The sequence below is a fragment of the Streptomyces sp. BE303 genome, assembly GCF_036290945.1.
In the GTDB taxonomy this organism is placed as follows: Bacteria; Actinomycetota; Actinomycetes; order Streptomycetales; family Streptomycetaceae; genus Kitasatospora.
Window position 1 is genome coordinate 47,988 of sequence record NZ_JAQYWZ010000420.1, and the last position, 18,532, is coordinate 66,519.

General features: G+C 73.2%; 18 protein-coding genes and 2 tRNA genes. 13 read left to right on the forward strand and 7 right to left on the reverse strand.

Features of this window, described 5'->3' with window-relative positions:
- Positions 1–90 precede the first annotated feature (90 nt).
- Together PUR56_RS07695 and pyrE are read left to right on the forward strand one after the other, a co-directional pair.
- The gene (locus tag PUR56_RS07695; protein ID WP_329948349.1) at positions 91–1,245 is read left to right on the forward strand and encodes a hypothetical protein; all 1,155 of its coding nucleotides are present in this window, start codon (positions 91–93) and stop codon (positions 1,243–1,245) included.
- Between the two features lie 29 nt (positions 1,246–1,274).
- On the forward strand, positions 1,275–1,811 hold the full coding sequence (pyrE, locus tag PUR56_RS07700) for an orotate phosphoribosyltransferase (protein WP_329884873.1): 537 nt from the start codon (positions 1,275–1,277) through the stop codon (positions 1,809–1,811).
- A 127-nt stretch (positions 1,812–1,938) separates the two neighbouring features.
- Here the strand turns inward: pyrE and PUR56_RS07705 are convergent, their stop codons facing one another.
- Positions 1,939–2,658: a DedA family protein gene (locus PUR56_RS07705; protein WP_329948350.1), complete on the reverse strand. Its 720-nt coding sequence runs from the start codon at positions 2,656–2,658 to the stop codon at positions 1,939–1,941.
- 413 nt (positions 2,659–3,071) lie between these two features.
- On the opposite strand from PUR56_RS07705, the gene fbaA reads away from it, so the two are divergent.
- From fbaA to PUR56_RS07725, 4 genes are all read left to right on the forward strand, one after another.
- Positions 3,072–4,094, forward strand: a complete 1,023-nt coding sequence (gene fbaA / locus PUR56_RS07710) for a class II fructose-bisphosphate aldolase (protein WP_329884871.1) — start codon at positions 3,072–3,074, stop codon at positions 4,092–4,094.
- Positions 4,095–4,150: 56 nt separating this feature from the next.
- A complete protein-coding gene (locus PUR56_RS07715) occupies positions 4,151–4,564 on the forward strand; it encodes a DUF3151 domain-containing protein (protein ID WP_329884870.1) in 414 nt (137 codons plus the stop codon).
- Positions 4,565–4,743: 179 nt separating this feature from the next.
- On the forward strand, positions 4,744–5,730 hold the full coding sequence (locus PUR56_RS07720; RefSeq protein WP_329948351.1) for a DUF3152 domain-containing protein: 987 nt from the start codon (positions 4,744–4,746) through the stop codon (positions 5,728–5,730).
- Between the two features lie 74 nt (positions 5,731–5,804).
- Positions 5,805–6,572 carry a hypothetical protein gene (locus tag PUR56_RS07725; RefSeq protein WP_329948352.1) on the forward strand — a complete coding sequence of 256 codons (768 nt, stop codon included), beginning with the start codon at positions 5,805–5,807 and terminating at the stop codon, positions 6,570–6,572.
- Positions 6,573–6,627: 55 nt separating this feature from the next.
- Here the strand turns inward: PUR56_RS07725 and PUR56_RS07730 are convergent, their stop codons facing one another.
- The 4 genes from PUR56_RS07730 to purS form a co-directional block, all read right to left on the reverse strand.
- Complete coding sequence (locus PUR56_RS07730; protein WP_329948353.1) at positions 6,628–7,455, reverse strand: maleylpyruvate isomerase family mycothiol-dependent enzyme; 828 nt, start codon at positions 7,453–7,455, stop codon at positions 6,628–6,630.
- Between the two features lie 65 nt (positions 7,456–7,520).
- A complete protein-coding gene (gene purL / locus PUR56_RS07735) occupies positions 7,521–9,776 on the reverse strand; it encodes a phosphoribosylformylglycinamidine synthase subunit PurL (RefSeq protein ID WP_329884866.1) in 2,256 nt (751 codons plus the stop codon).
- Complete coding sequence (gene purQ / locus PUR56_RS07740; RefSeq protein WP_329948354.1) at positions 9,776–10,453, reverse strand: phosphoribosylformylglycinamidine synthase subunit PurQ; 678 nt, start codon at positions 10,451–10,453, stop codon at positions 9,776–9,778. The genes purL and purQ overlap by 1 nt, the downstream gene beginning before the upstream one ends.
- On the reverse strand, positions 10,450–10,704 hold the full coding sequence (gene purS / locus PUR56_RS07745) for a phosphoribosylformylglycinamidine synthase subunit PurS (RefSeq protein ID WP_329884864.1): 255 nt from the start codon (positions 10,702–10,704) through the stop codon (positions 10,450–10,452). The genes purQ and purS overlap by 4 nt, the downstream gene beginning before the upstream one ends.
- A 466-nt stretch (positions 10,705–11,170) precedes the next feature.
- Between purS and PUR56_RS07750 the strand changes: the two genes are divergently transcribed.
- The 7 genes from PUR56_RS07750 (at position 11,171) to PUR56_RS07780 (ending at position 15,782) form a co-directional block, all read left to right on the forward strand.
- Positions 11,171–11,488, forward strand: a complete 318-nt coding sequence (locus PUR56_RS07750; RefSeq protein WP_030304494.1) for a histone-like nucleoid-structuring protein Lsr2 — start codon at positions 11,171–11,173, stop codon at positions 11,486–11,488.
- A gap of 131 nt (positions 11,489–11,619) precedes the next feature.
- Positions 11,620–11,692 (forward strand) — tRNA-Gly (locus PUR56_RS07755).
- Between the two features lie 40 nt (positions 11,693–11,732).
- A tRNA-Gly gene (locus tag PUR56_RS07760) sits at positions 11,733–11,808 on the forward strand.
- A 180-nt stretch (positions 11,809–11,988) separates the two neighbouring features.
- Complete coding sequence (locus PUR56_RS07765) at positions 11,989–12,990, forward strand: ABC transporter ATP-binding protein (RefSeq protein WP_329948355.1); 1,002 nt, start codon at positions 11,989–11,991, stop codon at positions 12,988–12,990.
- Complete coding sequence (locus PUR56_RS07770; RefSeq protein ID WP_329948356.1) at positions 12,987–13,820, forward strand: ABC transporter permease; 834 nt, start codon at positions 12,987–12,989, stop codon at positions 13,818–13,820. The genes PUR56_RS07765 and PUR56_RS07770 overlap by 4 nt, the downstream gene beginning before the upstream one ends.
- A gap of 92 nt (positions 13,821–13,912) precedes the next feature.
- Positions 13,913–15,136: a sensor histidine kinase gene (locus PUR56_RS07775; protein WP_329948357.1), complete on the forward strand. Its 1,224-nt coding sequence runs from the start codon at positions 13,913–13,915 to the stop codon at positions 15,134–15,136.
- 25 nt (positions 15,137–15,161) lie between these two features.
- Positions 15,162–15,782 (forward strand): response regulator transcription factor, encoded by a 621-nt coding sequence (locus PUR56_RS07780; RefSeq protein WP_329884860.1) that lies wholly within the window; start codon positions 15,162–15,164, stop codon positions 15,780–15,782.
- 104 nt (positions 15,783–15,886) lie between these two features.
- Here PUR56_RS07780 and PUR56_RS07785 read toward each other — a convergent pair whose 3' ends face one another.
- Positions 15,887–16,786: a phosphoribosylaminoimidazolesuccinocarboxamide synthase gene (locus tag PUR56_RS07785; protein ID WP_329948358.1), complete on the reverse strand. Its 900-nt coding sequence runs from the start codon at positions 16,784–16,786 to the stop codon at positions 15,887–15,889.
- Between the two features lie 108 nt (positions 16,787–16,894).
- Positions 16,895–18,436 (reverse strand): N,N-dimethylformamidase beta subunit family domain-containing protein, encoded by a 1,542-nt coding sequence (locus tag PUR56_RS07790; protein WP_329884858.1) that lies wholly within the window; start codon positions 18,434–18,436, stop codon positions 16,895–16,897.
- Between the last annotated feature and the right edge of the window lie 96 nt (positions 18,437–18,532).

The following is an 18,532-nucleotide window of genomic DNA, read 5'->3' on the forward strand; positions in this document are numbered from 1 at the left end:
CCGACCCGGAACGGCCCCGGGGCGGGGCTCGGGCGACAGCTGGGGGACAGGGCGGGGCCCGGAACGGGTTCGGTCGGTAGGCTCCCTGACATGGAGCATGAGGTTGTCGTCCCGATGCCGGCCGGGCTGGTCCGGCAGGCCCTGCAGGATCCGGCGCTGCTGGCGCGTTCCGTGCCGGGGCTGAGCACCGAACCGGCTGCCGTCGGCAGCGGCCCGGCCGACGAGATCGCCGGGCGGCTGAAGCTGCGGATCGGCACCTCCACCATCACCTACAAGGGTGGTCTCTCACTGATCGAGGGCCGCGAGGGCGTGCTGACCGCGTTCGCCGAGGGCCAGGAGGCCCGCGGCAGTGGCGAGGCCACCGCCACCGTCCGGGTCAGCGTCGCCGACGGCGCCGAGGACGGCACGGCGGTGGTCCGCTTCACCGGCGACCTGACCGCCTCGGGGCGGCTGACCGAGTTCGACGACGAGACCCTCGCCGCGACCGGCCGCCGGCTGCTGGACCGGTTCGCCGCCGCCCTCGCCTCCCCCGACGGCGCGCCGGAGGTCGTCCCGGACGAGGACGAGGAGGCGGCCGTGGGCGCGGACGGGGCTCCGGGCGCGGCCCGGGAGCCCGCCGCGGAGGACCCCGGGAGCCCCGGGGACGCCGAGGACGGCCCGGACGCCGAGGACGCCGAGGAGCCCGATGACGTCGATGACGCCGATGACGTCGAGGACGGCGGCCAGGACGACGAGGAGCCGCCGGGCACCGCCACCGTGGTGTTCCTGGAGGACCACCAAGAGGACCGCCAGGGCGAGCCCGGCGACGACCTCGACGACGACCTCTCCGACCTGATCGCCTTCTCCGACGCCGACGCCGAGCGCTTCGGCCTCCCCGTGGGTGACGTCGACGAGCCCGACCGCACCGCCGCCGGGGCCGGGGCCGAGGAGGCCGTCTCCGCCGACCTCCCCTCCGAGCTGCCCTTCGAGTACGAGCAGGACCCCGTGCTCGGCGGCCCGGTCCGCCGCAGCATCGTCGGCCGCTCCGCCGAGGAGGTCGACCACGCCCCGCCGCGCGGCCCGTACGCGCCCGCCCTGCCGGCCCGCAGCGCCCGGGCCCGCGCGGCCTCCCGCTGGGGCGGCGACGCCGGCGGGATCGTGGTGCCGGGCGTGGGCGGTCGCAGCGCGGTGCCGTGGGTGATCGGCGGCGGTGTGGCCCTGCTGGGCGGCGCGGTGGTGCTGGTCAGGGCCCTGCGCCGCCGTTAGCCGGGGGCCGCCCCCTAGACTGGACGCTCATGAGCAACGACCGCGACGCCCTGCTGGCACAGATCAAGGACAAGGCCGTCGTCCACGGCAAGGTCACCCTTTCCTCCGGCAAGGAGGCCGACTACTACGTCGACCTTCGCCGGATCACGCTGGACGGCCGCGCCGCCCCGCTGGTCGGCCGGGTGATGCTGGACGCCACCTCCCACCTGGAGTACGACGCCGTCGGCGGGCTGACGCTGGGCGCCGACCCGGTGGCCGCCTCGATGCTGCACGCCGCCGCCGCGCGCGGGCGTGAGCTGGACGCCTTCGTGGTCCGCAAGGCGGGCAAGGCGCACGGCCTGCAGCGCCGCATCGAGGGCCCGGAGATCAAGGGCCGCCGGGTGCTGGCGGTCGAGGACACCTCCACCACCGGCGGCTCGGTGCTGACCGCCGTCGAGGCGCTGCGCGAGGCTGGCGCCGAGGTGGTCGGCGTGGCGGTGATCGTCGAGCGCGGCGCCGCCCCCGCCATCGAGGCCGCCGGCCTGCCGTACGTCACCGCGTACACCCTGGAGGACCTGGGCCTCTGAGCCCGGGTCCGCCGTCTGGCGGCGACCCCGCCCGCCCGCTCCCTCCGCACCGCAACCGAACGGCCGGGGCCCGGTCCTGTTTCACGTGAAACAGGACCGGGCCCCGGCCGTTCGTCGCTTTCGGGCCTCAGCCGCGCCGGTGCCGTCCGCCGCCGGCCTGGACGGCCTCGTCGTCCTCGGCCGCGGCGCCGCCGGCCTTCTTCTTCCGGCGCTCGCGCACGATCTCGATGAGGATCGGCGAGACGGAGAGCAGCACGATCAGCAGCACCGCCGGGATCAGGTACTTGTCGATCACCGGGGCGAGCGCGTCGCCGAAGAAGTAGCCGATCAGCAGCATCGACTCGGTCCAGAGCACGCCGCCGATGACGTTCCAGAGGAAGAAGGTCTTCGCCGGCATCTCCAGGGTGCCCGCGACGGGGTTCAGGAAGGTCCGGACGATCGGCATGAAGCGGGCGAGCACGACGGCCTTGCCCGGCCCGAACTTGTTGAAGTACTCCTCGGCCTTCAGCACGTACTCGCGGCGGAAGATCTTCGACTCGGGCTTGTCGAACATCTTCGGCCCGACCTTCACCCCGATCTGGTGCCCGAGCTGGGCGCCGACGATGGCGGCGATCGGGGCCCCGATCAGGAGAGTCGCGATCGGCAGCCGGGTGCCTTCGCCGAGGACCGACGAAGCGGCGTCCGAGGCGGCGACACCCGCGATGATGAGCAGCGAGTCACCCGGGAAGAAGAACCCGACCAGGAGGCCGGTCTCCGCGAAGATGATCGCGATCAGCCCGATGGCACCGAGGGACGAGATCAGTGATTTGGCGTCGAGCAGATTGACGGCCAGCTGGTTGTAGTCCACGGGCGCAGAATAGCGGGCTTGTCTTTACCAAAGCTTCGCGCCCGGGGCTGAGCGGGCCCTCATCCCTTCGTCGCATGCCGCTCCGCGCCCGCCGCACACCCCTGCGGGACACCCCGGCGGGGTGTCCCGCGGCACCCCGGGGCCTCCCCGGGGAGCGCCCGGGGAGGCCCGCCGTCCCGACTGGCGGGCCACATGGTGGAGCCGGTGGGCGTTCTGGGAAGATGGCACGGGCGCCCGGTCCGCGGTGGCACCACCCTCATGGCCGACCCGCGGCGGTTGCCTCGAACCTTGGTACCGGCAGGCCGCACCGCAGAGCCGCGCATAGGCCCTGGTACCCCGGAGTCGTCACCAGGCGTACACAGCGTCGGACAGCACCGTCCGTACGCCGCAAAACCCGACAGGAGCGGATTCGCATGCCCATCGCAACTCCCGAGGTCTACAACGAGATGCTGGACCGGGCCAAGGCGGGAAAGTTCGCCTACCCGGCGATCAACGTGACCTCGTCGCAGACCCTGCACGCCGCGCTGCGCGGCTTCGCCGAGGCCGAGAGTGACGGCATCATCCAGATCTCGACCGGTGGTGCGGAGTTCCTGGGCGGCCAGCACAACAAGGACATGGTGACCGGCGCCGTCGCGCTCGCCGAGTTCGCGCACATCGTCGCCGCCAAGTACGACATCACCGTCGCGCTGCACACCGACCACTGCCCGAAGGACAAGCTGGACGGCTACGTCCGGCCGCTGCTGGCGGTCTCCGCCGAGCGCGTGGCCCAGGGCCGGAACCCGCTCTTCCAGTCGCACATGTGGGACGGCTCGGCCGAGACCCTGGCCGACAACCTGGCGATCGCCCAGGAGCTGCTCGCCCAGGCCGCCGCCGCCAAGATCATCCTTGAGGTCGAGATCACCCCGACCGGCGGCGAGGAGGACGGCGTCACCCACGAGATCAACGACGAGCTGTACACCACCGTCAACGACGCCGTCCGCACCGCCGAGGCGCTGGGCCTGGGCGAGAAGGGCCGCTACCTGCTGGCGGCCTCGTTCGGCAACGTGCACGGCGTCTACAAGCCGGGCAACGTGGTGCTGAAGCCGGAGCTGCTGCGCGAGCTGCAGGACGCGATCGGCAAGCAGTACGGCAAGAACGACCCGTTCGACTTCGTCTTCCACGGCGGCTCCGGCTCGACCACCGAGGAGATCGCCACCGCGCTGGAGAACGGTGTCGTGAAGATGAACCTGGACACCGACACCCAGTACGCCTTCACCCGCCCGGTCGTGGACCACGTGTTCCGCAACTACGACGGTGTCCTGAAGGTCGACGGCGAGGTCGGCAAGAAGAACACCTACGACCCCCGCACCTGGGGCAAGCTCGCCGAGGCGGGCATGGCCGCCCGCGTGCTGGAGGCCGCCAAGCAGCTGCGCTCGGCCGGCAACCGCCTGAAGTAGGGTCCCGCCCGACGGCAGGGTCTGCGGTCATGCCCCCCAGTGGTTCACTGGGGGGCATGACCATTCACAAGGACCTCCTCGGGGGTCCGCCTCCGACCCACCTGCCCGCCGAGCCCGCTCCGCTGGAGCTGCTGGCCGGCGGCGCCTCCCCGGCCGAGGTCGCGGCGAAGTACCCGACCTCCTCCCTCGCCTGGGCCCAGCTCGCCGACGACGCCTACGCCGCCGGCCGCACCGTCGAGTCCTACGCGTACGCCCGCACCGGCTACCACCGCGGGCTGGACGCGCTGCGCCGGGCCGGCTGGAAGGGCCACGGCCCGGTGCCGTGGGAGCACGAGCCGAACCGCGGCTTCCTGCGGGCGCTGCACGCGCTCGGGCGGGCCGCCGGCGCGATCGAGGAGAAGGAGGAGGCGGAGCGCTGCCTGCAGTTCCTCCGGGACAGCTCGCCGACCGCCGCCGCCACACTCGGCTGACAACACCCGACGCGCCGGACGACCGCCCCTGCTGCCCGGACGGGCAGCAGGGGCGGTTTCGTCCGCTCCGCCCACCCGGAACGTGGACACCCGTCGGTCCACCGTGTCAGGGTGGGCGGGCGAGGGGGGCGCATCGGTTCGAGGTTCCGCGGCCCCACGGGTCGACAGGAAGCTCCACCGTGCCAGCAGCCAGCCCCACCCCCCGCGGCGACCGCCCCCGTGGTTCCGGCACGAACGGTGCCCGTCGGGCCCGCGCCCGCACCTCCGGGCCCGGCACCGCACGGCGCGGCACGGCTCCCCGCCCCCGGTCGTCCTCGCGCCGCCGCAGCAGGCCCCGCCGGCGGCTCGGGCCCGGCATGGTCGCGGCCCTGGTGGCCGCGGTGGCGATACTCGGCGGCACGCTGTTCGTCCTGAAGCGCCCCGACGCCCTGCCCGGCGCCGACCGGACCGCCCAGGGCCGGGTGGCCCCGGCCGACGGCAACGCCCCCGCCCCGACCCCTCCGGCGGCCCCGGCAGCCGCCCCCGTCGCGCCCACCCCGACGCCCACCCCGACGCCGACCGCCGCACCCACACCCACACCGGAACCGACCACGCCGGACCCCGGCTTCAAGGGCACGGGCACCTTCACCGTCGCCCAGGGCTCCGCCGCCCCGGTCGGCAAGGGCACCGTCCGCCGCTACCGGGTCGAGGTCGAGGACGGCATCGGCATCGATCCGCCGGCCGCCGCCGCACAGGTCCAGGCGATCCTCGCCGACAAGCGCGGCTGGACCAACGACCGCAGGAACGGCTTCCAACTGGTGTCCGGCGGCGCCTACGACTTCACCGTGAAGATCGCCTCACCCGCCACCGTCGACAGGATCTGCGGCGCCGCCGGACTGGACACCCGCGGCGAGGTGAACTGCAACGTCGGCAACCAGGTGCTGGTCAACGTCAAGCGCTGGACGATCGGGTCCCCCCAGTTCAGCGGCCCGATCGACGAGTACCGGGCACTGATCGTCAACCACGAGGTCGGCCACCGGATCGGCCACGGCCACGAGACCTGCCCGGGCCAGGGAAAGCCCGCGCCGGCCATGATGCAGCAGATCTACGGCCTCAAGGGCTGCGTGCCCAACGCCTGGCCGTACAGCCCCGAGGGCACCTACCTGGGCGGTCCCGCAGTCTCCTGAACCTGCCTGGAACGGGACGGAGTTGAGACACGTTCGGCGTACGGCCGGAACGGCTCCGGCCGTAGGCTGGCGCCATGATCAGCGCAACCGCCCCGACCGACGACCGCCTCGCGACCGCCCGTTCCGCGGCTGCGCGCCCCGCCCCCTCCCGCCACCGGCTGCTCGCCCTCGCGGGCACCGCCGGACTCCTGCTCGGCACGGCCGCCTGCGGCTCCGACGGCGGCGGCACCGGCGCGGCCGGCGCGGGCCGGCTCTCCTACGACCAGGCCCGGTCGACCGCCCAGGACCTGTCGGAGTCCGGCCCCTGCCCGTTCGGCCTGGACCTCGCGGCGGCCCTCAAGGGGGCCGGGGTGGACCTCCCGGTCACCGCCGGGGCCAAGGGGCACCCGACGGCCGAGGCCGAGGTCGAGGCGGAGGTCCCGGCCCAGCCCTGGCCCTCCGGGGCCACCCCGCCCGCGGGGATACCCTCGATCCCGGCCACGCCCGCAAGGGCATGGGTGACCTGCCACTTCACGGCCGGCGCCACTCCGGTCCGGGTCGACCTGCTGGCCCTCGCGGAGCACGGCCCGGCGATCAGCCTGATGCTCCCGCACATCCAGCGGTTCGGGAACCTCGGTGTGGACCAGCTCCAGGACTTCGCCGACCGGCAGCCCGCCACCGGCCAGACCAAGGTCACCCCGGGCGGGGGTCTGGTGGGCGTCTCCCGACCGGCCGTCCGCGGCAAGGGGGACCTCGCGCTGACCCTCACCCAGACCACCGGCGAGGCCCCGACCGAGCCCGCCCTGACCGGCGAACCGCTGCGCAGGGCCACCGAACGGCTCGCCGCGCAACTGCGTCCCTGACCGACCGCCGACCGCCGACCGCCGACCGCAGGCCGGCTGCCGCGGGCCGGCGGGCTCAGCCCAGGACCGGCAGGTGACCGCGCAGGTCGCTGCGCTCGCCGCCGGCCGACACCGCGGCGGCCTCCACCGCGTCCGCCCAGCCGGTCCGGCCGGTGGCCAGCCGGATCCAGGTGAGCGGATCGGTCTCGACCACGTTCGGCGGGGTGCCCCGGGTGTGCCGCGGCCCCTCGACGGCCTGCACCACCGCGTACGGCGGGATCCGCAGCTCGACGGCACCGCCGGGTGCCTGGTCGGCGAAGGCGTCGGCCAGCAGCCGGGTGACGGCGGCGACCGCCTGCCGGGCGTGCGGGAAGTCCGCCCGGCCGAGCGCGTCGGCCAGGTCGTCGGCGTGCACGACCGTCTCGACCAGCCGGGTCACCAGCATGTCGGTGAGCGTCATCGAGCCGAGCCGGATCTCGAACCGCCGGCCCGGGATCCGGGTGTCCTCCCCGTCCAGTGCGTCGACGAGCCCGTCCGCGGCCCGCGCGAAGGCCTCCGCCACCGAGGCCGGCTCACCGCCGAACTCGCCCGCGGCCTTCTCCCGCGCCTGCCCGTCGAGCAGCGGCGCGACCGTGCCGACCCGGGCGACCCACGCCAGCAGGTCGAGCGGCGGACGGCCCTCCAGCGGGTCGCCGAGGTGCGCGGGTACCCAGTCGATCTGGACGGCGAGGTGCGCGACCAGCTCGCGCACCCGCCACTCCCCCAGCCGGGTGGGCCGGGCGAGCAGCTCCGCCGCGTCCGGGCGGGCGCAGAACTCCCGGACGGCGTCGCGCAGCGCGACGGTCTGCTCGGCCAGCGCGGCGCTGACCTTGGAGTGCTGGTACGTACGGGACTTGGCAGGCATGCGCCCCAACATACGCCGGGGGGCGGACGGTTCCGCAGAACCGTCCGCCCCTCAGCACAGCCCGGTCAGGCGAGCAGAGCCTCGATGACGCCGGTGTGGACGTCCTTCAGCTCGGCCAGCGAGACGGTGAACAGGCCCTGCACGTCCAGCACGTCGCCGTCGACCACGCCGACCCGGGTGGCCGGCAGACCGCGCGCGGTGCACATGTCGTTGAACCGGAGCTCCTCGCTGCGCGGCACCGCGACGACCGCGCGGCCGGCCGACTCGGAGAACAGGAACACGAACGGGTCCTGGCCCTCGGGCACGATGATCCGCGCGCCGTGGCCGCCCTTGAGGCAGCTCTCCACCAGGGCCTGGCCGAGGCCGCCGTCGGAGAGGTCGTGCGCGGCGTCGATCATGCCGTCGCGCGAGGCGGCGATCAGGATGTCGCCGAGCAGGCGCTCGCGCTCCAGGTCGACCTTGGGCGGCAGACCGCCCAGGTGGTCGTGGACCGCCTGCGACCAGGCCGAGCCGCCCAGCTCGTCCTCGGTGTCGCCGAGCAGGTAGAGCAGCTGCCCCTCCTCGGCGAAGGCCACCGGGGTGCGGCGGGTGACGTCGTCGATGACACCGAGCACCGCGACCACCGGGGTCGGGTGGATGGCGACCTCGCCGGTCTGGTTGTAGAGCGAGACGTTGCCGCCGGTGACCGGGGTGCCGAGCGTCAGGCAGGCGTCGGCCAGGCCGCGGGTGGCCTCGGCGAACTGCCACATCACGTCCGGGTCCTCGGGGGAGCCGAAGTTGAGGCAGTCGGAGACCGCGAGCGGCTTGGCGCCGCCGGCCGCGACGTTGCGGTACGCCTCGGCGAGGGCCAGCTGGGCACCGGTGTACGGGTCCAGCTTGGTGTAGCGGCCGTTGCCGTCGGTGGCGACCGAGACGCCGAGGTTGGTCTCCTCGTCGATCCGGATCATGCCCGAGTCCTCGCCGACCGAGAGCACGGTGTTGCCGAGCACGTAGCGGTCGTACTGGTCGGTGATCCAGGACTTGGAGGCCTGGTTCGGGTGACCGGCGAGCTTGAGCAGGTCTGCCTTGAGGCCCTCGCCGGTGGTCGGGCGGGCCAGCCGCTCGGCGGTCGGGGCGTCGGCCTGCAGCGCGTCCTGCCAGCTCGGGCGGGCGTAGGGGCGCTCGTAGGTCGGGCCCTCGTGGGCGACGGTGCGCGGCGGCACGTCGACGACCAGGTCACCGTGCCAGAAGATCTCCAGGCGCTCGCCCTCGGTCACCTCACCGATGACGGTGGCGATGACGTCCCACTTCTCGCAGATCTCCAGGAAGCGGTCGACCTTGTCGGGCTCGACGATGGCGCACATGCGCTCCTGCGACTCGCTCATGAGGATCTCCTCGGGCGAGAGCGTGTGGTCGCGCAGCGGCACGGTGTCGAGCTCGATCCGCATGCCGCCGGAGCCGGCCGAGGCCAACTCGCTGGTGGCGCAGGACAGGCCGGCGCCGCCGAGGTCCTGGATGCCCTTGACGAGCTTCTCCCGGAAGATCTCCAGGGTGCACTCGATGAGGAGCTTCTCCTGGAACGGGTCGCCGACCTGGACGGCCGGGCGCTTGGCCGGGCCGGTGGCGTCGAAGGTCTCGGAGGCGAGCACCGAGACACCGCCGATGCCGTCGCCGCCGGTCCGGGCCCCGTACAGGATGACCTTGTTGCCGGCGCCGGTGGCCTGCGCGAGGTGGATGTCCTCGTGCTTCATGACGCCCACGCACAGGGCGTTGACCAGCGGGTTGCCCTGGTAGCAGGAGTCGAAGACGACCTCGCCGCCGATGTTCGGCAGGCCCAGGCAGTTGCCGTAGCCGCCGATGCCCGCGACGATGCCGGGCAGCACGCGCCGGGTGTCCGGGTGGTCGGCCGCGCCGAACCGCAGCGGGTCCATCACGGCGACCGGGCGGGCGCCCATCGCCAGGATGTCGCGGACGATGCCGCCGATGCCGGTGGCCGCGCCCTGGTAGGGCTCGATGTACGACGGGTGGTTGTGCGACTCGACCTTGAAGGTGACCGCGTAACCCTGGCCGACGTCGACCACACCGGCGTTCTCGCCGATGCCGACGAGCATCGCGTCGGTCTCCGGCTTCTTCTCGCCGAACTGCTTCAGGTGGACCTTGGAGCTCTTGTACGAACAGTGCTCGGACCACATGACCGAGTACATGGCGAGTTCCGCGCCGGTCGGACGGCGGCCCAGAATCTCCCGGATCCGCGCGTACTCGTCCTTCTTGAGGCCGAGTTCGGCCCAGGGCTGGCCGGCGTCCGGGGTCTGCTCGGCGTTCTTGACGGTGTCGAGGCTCATCAGGCGTTCACCAGCTGCTTCAGGACGGAAGTGAAGAAGCCCAGGCCCTCGGTGGTGGGACCGGTGAGCGGCTCCACGGCGTGCTCGGGGTGCGGCATCAGGCCGACGACATTGCCGGCGGCGTTGGTGATGCCCGCGATGTCGCGGTACGAACCGTTGGGGTTGACGTCCAGGTAACGGGCGACCACACGGCCCTCCGCCTCCAGTTCGTCGAGGACGCGCTCGTCGGCGACGAAGCGGCCCTCGCCGTTCTTCAGCGGCACGACGATTTCCTGGCCGACCGCGTAATCCCGGGTCCAGGCAGTGCCGTTGTTCTCGATCCGCAGCTTCTGGTCGCGGCAGACGAAGTGCAGCGAGTCGTTGCGGGTGAGGGCGCCCGGCAGCAGGTGCGATTCACAGAGCACCTGGAAGCCGTTGCAGATACCGAGAACCGGCATTCCCAGCTTCGCCTGCTCGATGACGGTGTCCATCACCGGCGAGAAGCGGGAGATGGCGCCGCAGCGCAGATAGTCGCCGTAACTGAATCCGCCCGGCAGGACGACCGCGTCGACCTGGTGGAGATCCTTGTCACGGTGCCAGAGGGCGACCGGCTCGGCGCCGGCCAGGCGGACCGCACGACGGGCGTCGCGATCGTCGAGCGAGCCGGGGAAAGTGACGACGCCGACGCGGGTGGTCACTTCGCCTCCTCCTCGACGCGGACGGTGAAGTCCTCGATCACGGTGTTGGCGAGAAAGGTCTCGGCGGCTTCGCGGATACGGGCGAGCACGGCGTCGTCGACCGGGCCCTCCAGCTCCAGCTCGAAGCGCTTGCCCTGGCGGACGTCGGCGATCCCGGTGAATCCGAGACGGGGCAGCGCACGCTGCACCGCCTGTCCCTGGGGGTCGAGGATCTCCGGCTTGAGCATGACGTCGACTACGACGCGTGCCACTGGCACTCCCGGTGGTGTCTTCGTGAGGCGGGGGAACTCCAGACTACCGGGGGTTTCGGGCGGGATTGCTGGCCGGGCGGCGCGACGCGCGTAGACCCGAGACCCTTACGTCACAAGGGCTCCGGACGCCGGGCGCCCCCCGCACACCGTCCCATTTCGCCGGATTCCCGGACCCCAGCGAGAACACCCGAAGAGCACCCGAATACCGCCACTCCGGGACAGATCCCCCAACCGCGTGCCCGGGTATCCGACGCGGCGGCGAAGACACGTGAATATCCGGAAAAGAAAGCCGGACTCTTCGATTTCTCCCCGCTTCGGGTGCAGAATAGGGCCACCTGCCGCGGCAAGTGCTGCGTATCCGGCATGCCATCGGGCCTGCCCGTATGCGCTTGCGCGAGGGGTGCACATCAGGCCCCGGAGCGCACCCGCGCCCGGTCGGCCGAATTGCCCGAGAGGATTGACACCCATGGCTCAGCGTGTAGTTGTCACGCTCTCCGACGACCTGGACGGCGGCGCAGCCGCGGAAACCGTCCACTTCGGCGTCGACGGGAAGTCGTACGAGATCGATTTGTCCGTGGACAACGCGGAAAAGCTGCGGGAGGCCCTCGCTCCGTTCGTCGCGGCCGGCCGCCGCCAGAGCCGCACCGGGAAGTCCTTCCGGCGCACCGCGCTCACCCCGGACCCCGCCGCCGTGCGTGCCTGGGCCCAGTCCCGCGGCATGGAGCTGCCCGCCCGCGGCCGCATCCCCAAGCACGTCTACGAGGCGTTCGCCGAGGCGAACTGACCACCGCGGTACCCGGTCGTCCCGCCCAAACCCAAAGGGTGGGGCGACCACCCCGACGGATGCTGTAGAGTATTCCTCGTCGCCGCAACGGAGAGATCCGAAGAGGCGGAAGGTGCCCCACCAGGTACCGTGCGGACGTGGCTCAGTTGGTAGAGCATCACCTTGCCAAGGTGAGGGTCGCGAGTTCGAATCTCGTCGTCCGCTCGCAGTGCGCGAGCACAGCACAACTTCATATCTTTATCCTGCGGACGTGGCTCAGTTGGTAGAGCATCACCTTGCCAAGGTGAGGGTCGCGAGTTCGAATCTCGTCGTCCGCTCCATGACGAAGGGTCCTCTCGGTCGAGAGGGCCCTTCGGCGTTTCCGGCATTCGCCGGCGACCGCCCGCAGTACCCGGGCCCACCGACCGATGACATATGTCATGGCCGACCCGTGGATCCGCACCCCGTTCCCGTGAGGCCGCGCACTGTCCGCGGTGCCCCGGCGACGGGAGGCTTGGGACATGGAAACCAGCCAGCCCCTCCACGGCGACCACGTGATCGAGGTCACCGACCTGCACCGTCACTACGGCACCGGCACCACCCGCTACCACGCGGTCCGCGGCGTCGACCTGACCGTCGGCCGCGGCGAGCTGTTCGCCCTGCTGGGCACCAACGGGGCCGGCAAGACCTCCACCATGGAGCTGATCGAGGGCCTCACCGCCCCGAGCGAGGGACGGGTCCGCGTCCTCGGCCACGACCCGCACGGCGAGCGCAGCGCCGTCCGGCCGCGCATCGGCATCATGCTCCAGGAGGGCGGTTTCCCCGGCGAGCTCACCGTCGCCGAGACCGGCCGTGCGTGGGCCGGGATGACCAGCAACGCCCGCCCGCTCGACGAGGCACTGGACCTGGTCGACCTCACCCACCGCCGCAACGTCCGGGTCAAGCAGCTCTCCGGCGGCGAGCGCCGCCGGCTCGACCTGGCGATGGCCCTGCTCGGCCGGCCCGAGGTGCTCTTCCTGGACGAGCCGAGCACCGGCCTCGACCCGGAGGCCCGCGTCGCCGTCTGGCGGCTGGTCCGCGAGCTGCGCGCCCAGGGCACCACGGTGCTGCTCACCACGCACTACCTGGAGGAGGCCGAGGAGCTCGCCGACCGGCTGGCCATCATGCACGGCGGCCGGGTCGTCACCACCGGCACGGTGGCCGAGGTGATCGCCGGCCGGCCGTCCCGGATCTCCTTCGAGCTCCCCGAGTTCACCGGCACCTCGCTGCCGCCGCTGGCCGGCGCCACGGTGACCGCCGACGGCCGGAAGATCACCGTCCAGACCCCGCGGCTCCAGGCCACCCTCACCGACCTGCTCGGCTGGGCCGCCCACCACGGCGTCGAACTCGGCGCGCTCGACGCCCGCAGCGCCTCCCTGGAGGAGGCCTTCCTGGCCATCGCCTCCGAGGCCGCCGACCGGCCCCCGGCCGGGACCCCCGCCGCTCCCACCGCCCGCCGCCGCCTGATCGGACTCGCCCGATGACCACCGCCACCGCCTCCGCCACCACCGCCGGTCCCCGGAGCACCACCGCCCGTCGGCTGCTGGCCCTCGGCCGGGCCGAGGGCATCCTGCTGCTGCGCAACCGGACCGCCCTGTTCACCGCCCTGCTGCTGCCGCTGCTGCTCATCGGCGGGCTGAAGAGCGTGCTCGACCAGCAGGCCGAGACCACCCCCGGCCTCGACGTCGACTCCCTGCTGGTCAACGGCGCCGTCGGGATGGTGCTGGCCTTCGTCGTCTACTACAACCTGACCGCCGCCTACGTGGCCCGCCGCGGCGAGCTGGTGCTCAAGCGGCTGCGCACCGGCGAGGCCCGGGACATCGAGATCCTGGCCGGCACCGCCGTCCCCTCCGTGGCCCTGGCCCTGCTGATGTGCGCCGTGATCGGCATCGCGGGGGCCTCGGTCCTGAACCTGACCGCGCCGGTCAACCCGCTGCTGCTGATCGTCGGCCTGGTCATGGCCGTCGGCACCCTGATGGCCCTGGCCGCCGTCTCCAGCGCCTTCACCAGGACCGTCGAGAGCGCCGGCATCACCACCATGCCGGTCCTGCTGATCTCCCAGTTCGGCTCCGGCCTGTTCTACCCGCTGGAGGTCATGCCGGACCGGCTCGCCGACTTCTGCCGCCTGCTGCCCACCACCCCGGCGTTCCAGCTGATCCGGGTCGGCTGGTTCGGCACCGACGGCTCGGCCGACGCCACCGGCTTCGCCGGCACCTGGTCCACCGCCGCGCCGCACCTGGTCACCGGCGCCGTCTGGCTGGCCCTCGCGGCCTGGGGCGCCGTCCGCTACTTCCGCTGGGAGCCGCGCCGCTGACCGGCCCGGACCGGGAACCGGTGGCCCGCACCCCGCTGCACCTCTGATAGGAAGGCAGCAGCACGATCATGGCCGGACGGGGAGCGGAGCAGATGGGTGTCGTGAATCCGGTGCGCAGGTGGCGAGGCTTCAGCAAGCCCCAGCGCTCCGAGCTCTACCTCCGCTGGTCGCTCTACCTGATGGCGCTCGCCCCGCTGCCGGCCGCCCTGCTGAGCAGCACCTCCGCCCCGGAGACCCGGCACTACCCGGCCTCCGTCCGGGTCAGCCTGGTCGTGGGCCTCGCCCTGGTCCTGGTCACCCTGCGCGCCTACCGCACCTCGCTGGACCACTACCTGAAGCGGCCCGCGGACCACCCCCGCTGGCTCCTGATCACCGGAGCCGTCGCGGTGGCCGGCTCCTGGGCGGTCATGCTGATCGGCCCCCGGACCGGCGACGGCCCGGACGGCGCGCCGTTCACCGCCTCGATCGTGATCGCCATGCTCTTCTCCTCCTTCGGTCCGGCCGCCGTGGGGCTGGCGCCGCGCACGGCGGCCCTCGCCGGACTCGGGGCGCTGCTGGCCGTCGCCCCCGCGATCATGCTGGCCGGCGTGGACCTCGCCACCACCTGCGGGATGCTGGTGTTCACCGCGTCCGCCATGACCTTCATGGGCTGCAGCTGCCGCAGCTTCGCCTGGCTCCAGTCGGTGGTCTGGGAGCTGGACTCGGCCCGCGAGGCCCAGGCGCAGCTGGCCGTCGCCGAGGAGCGCCTGCGGTTCTCCCGCGACCTGCACGACGTGATGGGCCGCAACCTCACCACCATCGCGCTCAAGAGCGAGCTGGCCTTCCAACTGGCCCGGCGCGGCCGGCCGGAGGCCGCCGACCAGATGGCCGAGGTGCAGCGGATCGCCCAGGAGTCGCAGCGCGAGGTCCGGGACGTGATCCGCGGCTACCGCACGGCGGACCTGCACGCGGAGGCGATCGGCGCCCGCGCGGTGCTCCGCTCGGCCGACGTGGCCTGCGAGATCGACCTCGGCGAGCACGCCCACGAGCTGCCGGCCCCGGTCCAGTCGGTGCTCGGCTGGGTGATCCGCGAGGCCACCACCAACGTGCTGCGGCACAGCGAGGCGGCCCGCTGCTCGATCCGGCTCCGCCGGGAGGACGACCGGGCGTTGCTGGAGCTGGAGAATGACGGGGTGCCGGCCGTCCCGCTGCCCTCCCAGGGCGGCGGTACCGGGCTGGGCGGCCTGCGCGAGCGGCTCGCCGTCCACGACGGCGAGCTGACCCTGCCGGTCGCCGCGCCGGGCAGCTTCCGGCTGCTCGCCAGCGTCCCGATCTGAACCGCTCCACCGGAAGGCACCCCCGATGACCGACTCCGCGCCCGTCCGCGTCCTGCTCGCCGACGACGAGCACCTGATCCGGGGCGCGCTGGCCGCGCTGCTCGCGCTGGAGGAGGACATCGTGGTGGTCGCCCAGGCCGCCTCGGGCCCGGAGGCCCTGGCGATGGCCGAGGCGCACCGGCCGGACGTCGCGGTGCTGGACCTGCAGATGCCCGGGCTGGACGGCATCGAGGTGGCCACCCGGCTGCGCACACTGCTGCCGGACTGCCGCTGCATGATCGTCACCGGCCACGGCCGGCCGGGCTACCTGAAGCGCGCGCTGGAGGTCGGGATCCGGGGCTTCCTGCCGAAGACCGTCTCGGCGGCCGACCTGGCCGGGATCATCCGCACCGTGCGGGCCGGCGGCCGGTACGTGGACCCGGAGCTGGCGGCGGACGCGATCGCCGCCGGGGAGACCCCGCTGACGCCGCGCGAGACGGACGTCCTGGAGCTGGCCGCCGACGGCACCTCGATCGCGGAGATCGCCGCGCGCGCGTCGCTCTCCCAGGGCACCGTCCGCAACTACCTCTCCTCGGCGGCCGCCAAGCTGGGCGCGGAGAACCGCCACGCGGCGGTGCGGATCGCCCGCGAGCACGGCTGGATCTGAGCCGGAACCGGCCCGCCCCGCCCCGCCCCGCCCGCCCTGCCCTGCCCGCGGACGCCGCCGGGTCCGCCCGGGCGGGCGGACCCGGACGGACCCGGACGGTGGCCTCAGACCCAGCTGAGGCCGGTCAGCCGCTCGTAGGCCTCGACGTACTTGGCGCTGACCCGCTCGACGACCTCGGCGGGCAGCTGCGGCGGCGGCTGCTCGCCCTTCCGGTCCCAGCCGGAGGCCGGGGAGGTCAGCCAGTCGCGGACGATCTGCTTGTCGAAGGAGGGCTGGGCGTGGCCCGGCTCCCACTGGTCGACCGGCCAGAACCGCGAGGAGTCGGGGGTGAGGACCTCGTCGCCGATCACCAGCTCGCCGTCCAGCAGGCCGAACTCGAACTTGGTGTCGGCCAGGATGATGCCGCGGTCGCGCGCGATGTCCCGGGCCCGGGAGTAGACGGCCAGGGTGGTCTGCCGCAGCTGCACCGCCAGGTCCGCGCCGATCCGGCGGGCGGTCTCCTCGTACGGGACGTTCTCGTCGTGCTCGCCGACCTCGGCCTTGAGCGCCGGGGTGTAGATCGGGGCGGGCAGCTCGGAGCCGTCCTCCAGGCCCTCGGGCAGGGCGATGCCGCAGACGGTGCGGGAGTCGCGGTACTCCTCCAGGCCGGAGCCGGCCAGGTAGCCGCGGGCGACGCACTCGACCGGGATCATGTCGAGGCTGCGGCAGACCAGCGTGCGGCCCTTCCAGTCGGCGGGGGCGCCGGCCGGGACCTCGGTGGAGATCACGTGGTTGGGCACCAGGTCGGCGATCCGGTCGAACCACCACAGCGAGAGCTGGGTCAGGATGCGGCCCTTGTCCGGGATCTCGTTGGGCAGCACCCAGTCGTAGGCCGAGGTGCGGTCGCTGGCGACCATCACCAGCTCGCCGGACTCGGTCCGGTAGAGGTCGCGCACCTTGCCGGTGTGCAGGTGGACCAGGCCGGGCACCTGGACCGGCTCGGGCTTGGTGACAAATCCGCTCAAGGTCGTCTCAGTCCTCAGGGGTCGTTCGCGGGCGTGGGGCGCGAAAGGGGAGGTCACTGGGGTCGAGTCTGTCATGGCTCCCACCCGGACCCCGGAGGGGTCGGCCGCTCAGCCGTTCTTGCAGAGGTGGTCGAGCAGGTTGGCGGTGGCCCGCTGGATCCGCTCGTCGGTGAGGCCCGGGCGGTCCAGCGCGGGCGACCAGGCGAAGGTCCCGGAGGCGAAGACGTACGCGCCGCTGGGCGCCCGGTAGAGCGAGGTCTCCTGGTAGCGGGTGCGGCCGGCCAGGTCCCGGTACGGGGAGTGCGAGAGCAGCACCCGGTCGGTGTGGGCGGGCAGCGCGACCTTCGGGTAGTACCGGTCGGCCTCGCCGGCCACCAGACCGGGCAGCTCGTCGCCCTCCTGGACGCCGGTGCCCTCCCAGAGCCAGTGGCCGGTGTGCCGGGCGACCATCGGGACGGGCGCGGCGACCCGGCCGGAGTACTGCAGGCCGAGCAGGTGCTGCTCGGGCTCGCCGGCGTCGCGCCAGAGCGCGCTGGCGGCGCCGGGGGCGCCCGTGGCGGGGCTGCCCGGCTGGACCTTCTGGCGCTTGCGGCAGTTGAGCAGCCGGTTGGGCTCGCCGGAGGGCGCGGCGCTCAGCTCGACCCGCCAGTACATGGTGTTGGCGGACAGGAAGACCAGCGAGGTGCCGCCGTCCCGGGCCCGTTCGGCGGCCCGGCGCATCGGCTCGGACCAGTACTCGTCGTGGCCGGGGAAGACCAGCGCCTTGTGCCGGGCGGGGTCGACCAGCCCCGCGTGCAGGTCGGTGGCGGTGGCGTAGGAGAGGTCGTAGCCGTACCGCTCGGCCCAGCGGATGAAGTCGTAGGCGTGGCCGACGTGCAGCGGCAGTCCGGCGGTGGCGTGCGGGCGGTCGAAGGAGACGGTGACGGCCGCCTCGGGCTCGCCGACCAGCCGGCCGCCGCCGTCCCAGGCGTGGTAGAGGCTGGCGCCGCTGCGGCCGTCCTCGGGAAAGAGGTTGTACGCCTGCCAGGTCACGTCGGGGACCACCAGCAGCAGCTCGGCGGCGCGCGCCTGGTCCTCGAAGTCCCGGACGGTGAAGGGGATGTGGCTGCGGTGCAGCATGTCGGCGGTGGTCAGCACGGCGACGTAGGCACCGGGCCTCCAGTGGGCCGGGATCTGCAGCCGCCAGGTGTGCCACCAGTGGTGGCAGGAGACGGTCCTCCCGGCGACCAGCGGGGCGGGCTGGACCATGCCGGCGATCAGCGGGCTGGACGTCATGTGGTGGGCGCCGTCACCGGCGTAGTGGCCGATCCGGTAGACGTCGACGGTGAACTCGCGCGGCGGGTTGACGGTGACCCGGAAGTCCACGGAGCCGCCGGGGCGGACCACGCCGGCCGAGGCGAAGCCCTTGATCTGCTGCTCCTCGTCGTTGGAGCTGAGCGGGGTGCCGACCGGCGGCTTGCCCCGGAGGCCGGCGGACAGCCGCCGCTGTCCGGGGGCGTCCACCGAGACGTACCAGGGGACGGCGCCCTCGGCGCCCGCGAGGTACTGGTCCGGGCTGCGCAGCCAGGGCAACGGGCCCTGGCCGAAGGGATCGGAGACGCTGTGCGCGTGCGTCCCGGACTCCCAGCGGCGGTTGAGTTCGGTCCCCACGCGCGCCCCTCCCAGGTGCACCTACGCGGTTGGCATGTGCCTCCCGGATGTGCGTGCGGTCTAATACACCACACAGTGCTGGCGCTGCGTCACCCT

Bases quoted from the DNA above. Each gene is read 5' to 3' on its own strand.
- PUR56_RS07695 (WP_329948349.1), top strand. From the start codon at position 91: ATGGAGCATGAGGTTGTCGTCCCGATGCCGGCCGGGCTGGTCCGGCAG.
- pyrE (WP_329884873.1), top strand. From the start codon at position 1,275: ATGAGCAACGACCGCGACGCCCTGCTGGCACAGATCAAGGACAAGGCC.
- fbaA (WP_329884871.1), top strand. From the start codon at position 3,072: ATGCCCATCGCAACTCCCGAGGTCTACAACGAGATGCTGGACCGGGCC.
- PUR56_RS07715 (WP_329884870.1), top strand. From the start codon at position 4,151: ATGACCATTCACAAGGACCTCCTCGGGGGTCCGCCTCCGACCCACCTG.
- PUR56_RS07725 (WP_329948352.1), top strand. From the start codon at position 5,805: ATGATCAGCGCAACCGCCCCGACCGACGACCGCCTCGCGACCGCCCGT.
- PUR56_RS07730 (WP_329948353.1), bottom strand. From the start codon at position 7,455: ATGCCTGCCAAGTCCCGTACGTACCAGCACTCCAAGGTCAGCGCCGCG.
- purL (WP_329884866.1), bottom strand. From the start codon at position 9,776: ATGAGCCTCGACACCGTCAAGAACGCCGAGCAGACCCCGGACGCCGGC.
- PUR56_RS07750 (WP_030304494.1), top strand. From the start codon at position 11,171: ATGGCTCAGCGTGTAGTTGTCACGCTCTCCGACGACCTGGACGGCGGC.
- PUR56_RS07765 (WP_329948355.1), top strand. From the start codon at position 11,989: ATGGAAACCAGCCAGCCCCTCCACGGCGACCACGTGATCGAGGTCACC.
- PUR56_RS07770 (WP_329948356.1), top strand. From the start codon at position 12,987: ATGACCACCGCCACCGCCTCCGCCACCACCGCCGGTCCCCGGAGCACC.
- PUR56_RS07775 (WP_329948357.1), top strand. From the start codon at position 13,913: ATGGGTGTCGTGAATCCGGTGCGCAGGTGGCGAGGCTTCAGCAAGCCC.
- PUR56_RS07780 (WP_329884860.1), top strand. From the start codon at position 15,162: ATGACCGACTCCGCGCCCGTCCGCGTCCTGCTCGCCGACGACGAGCAC.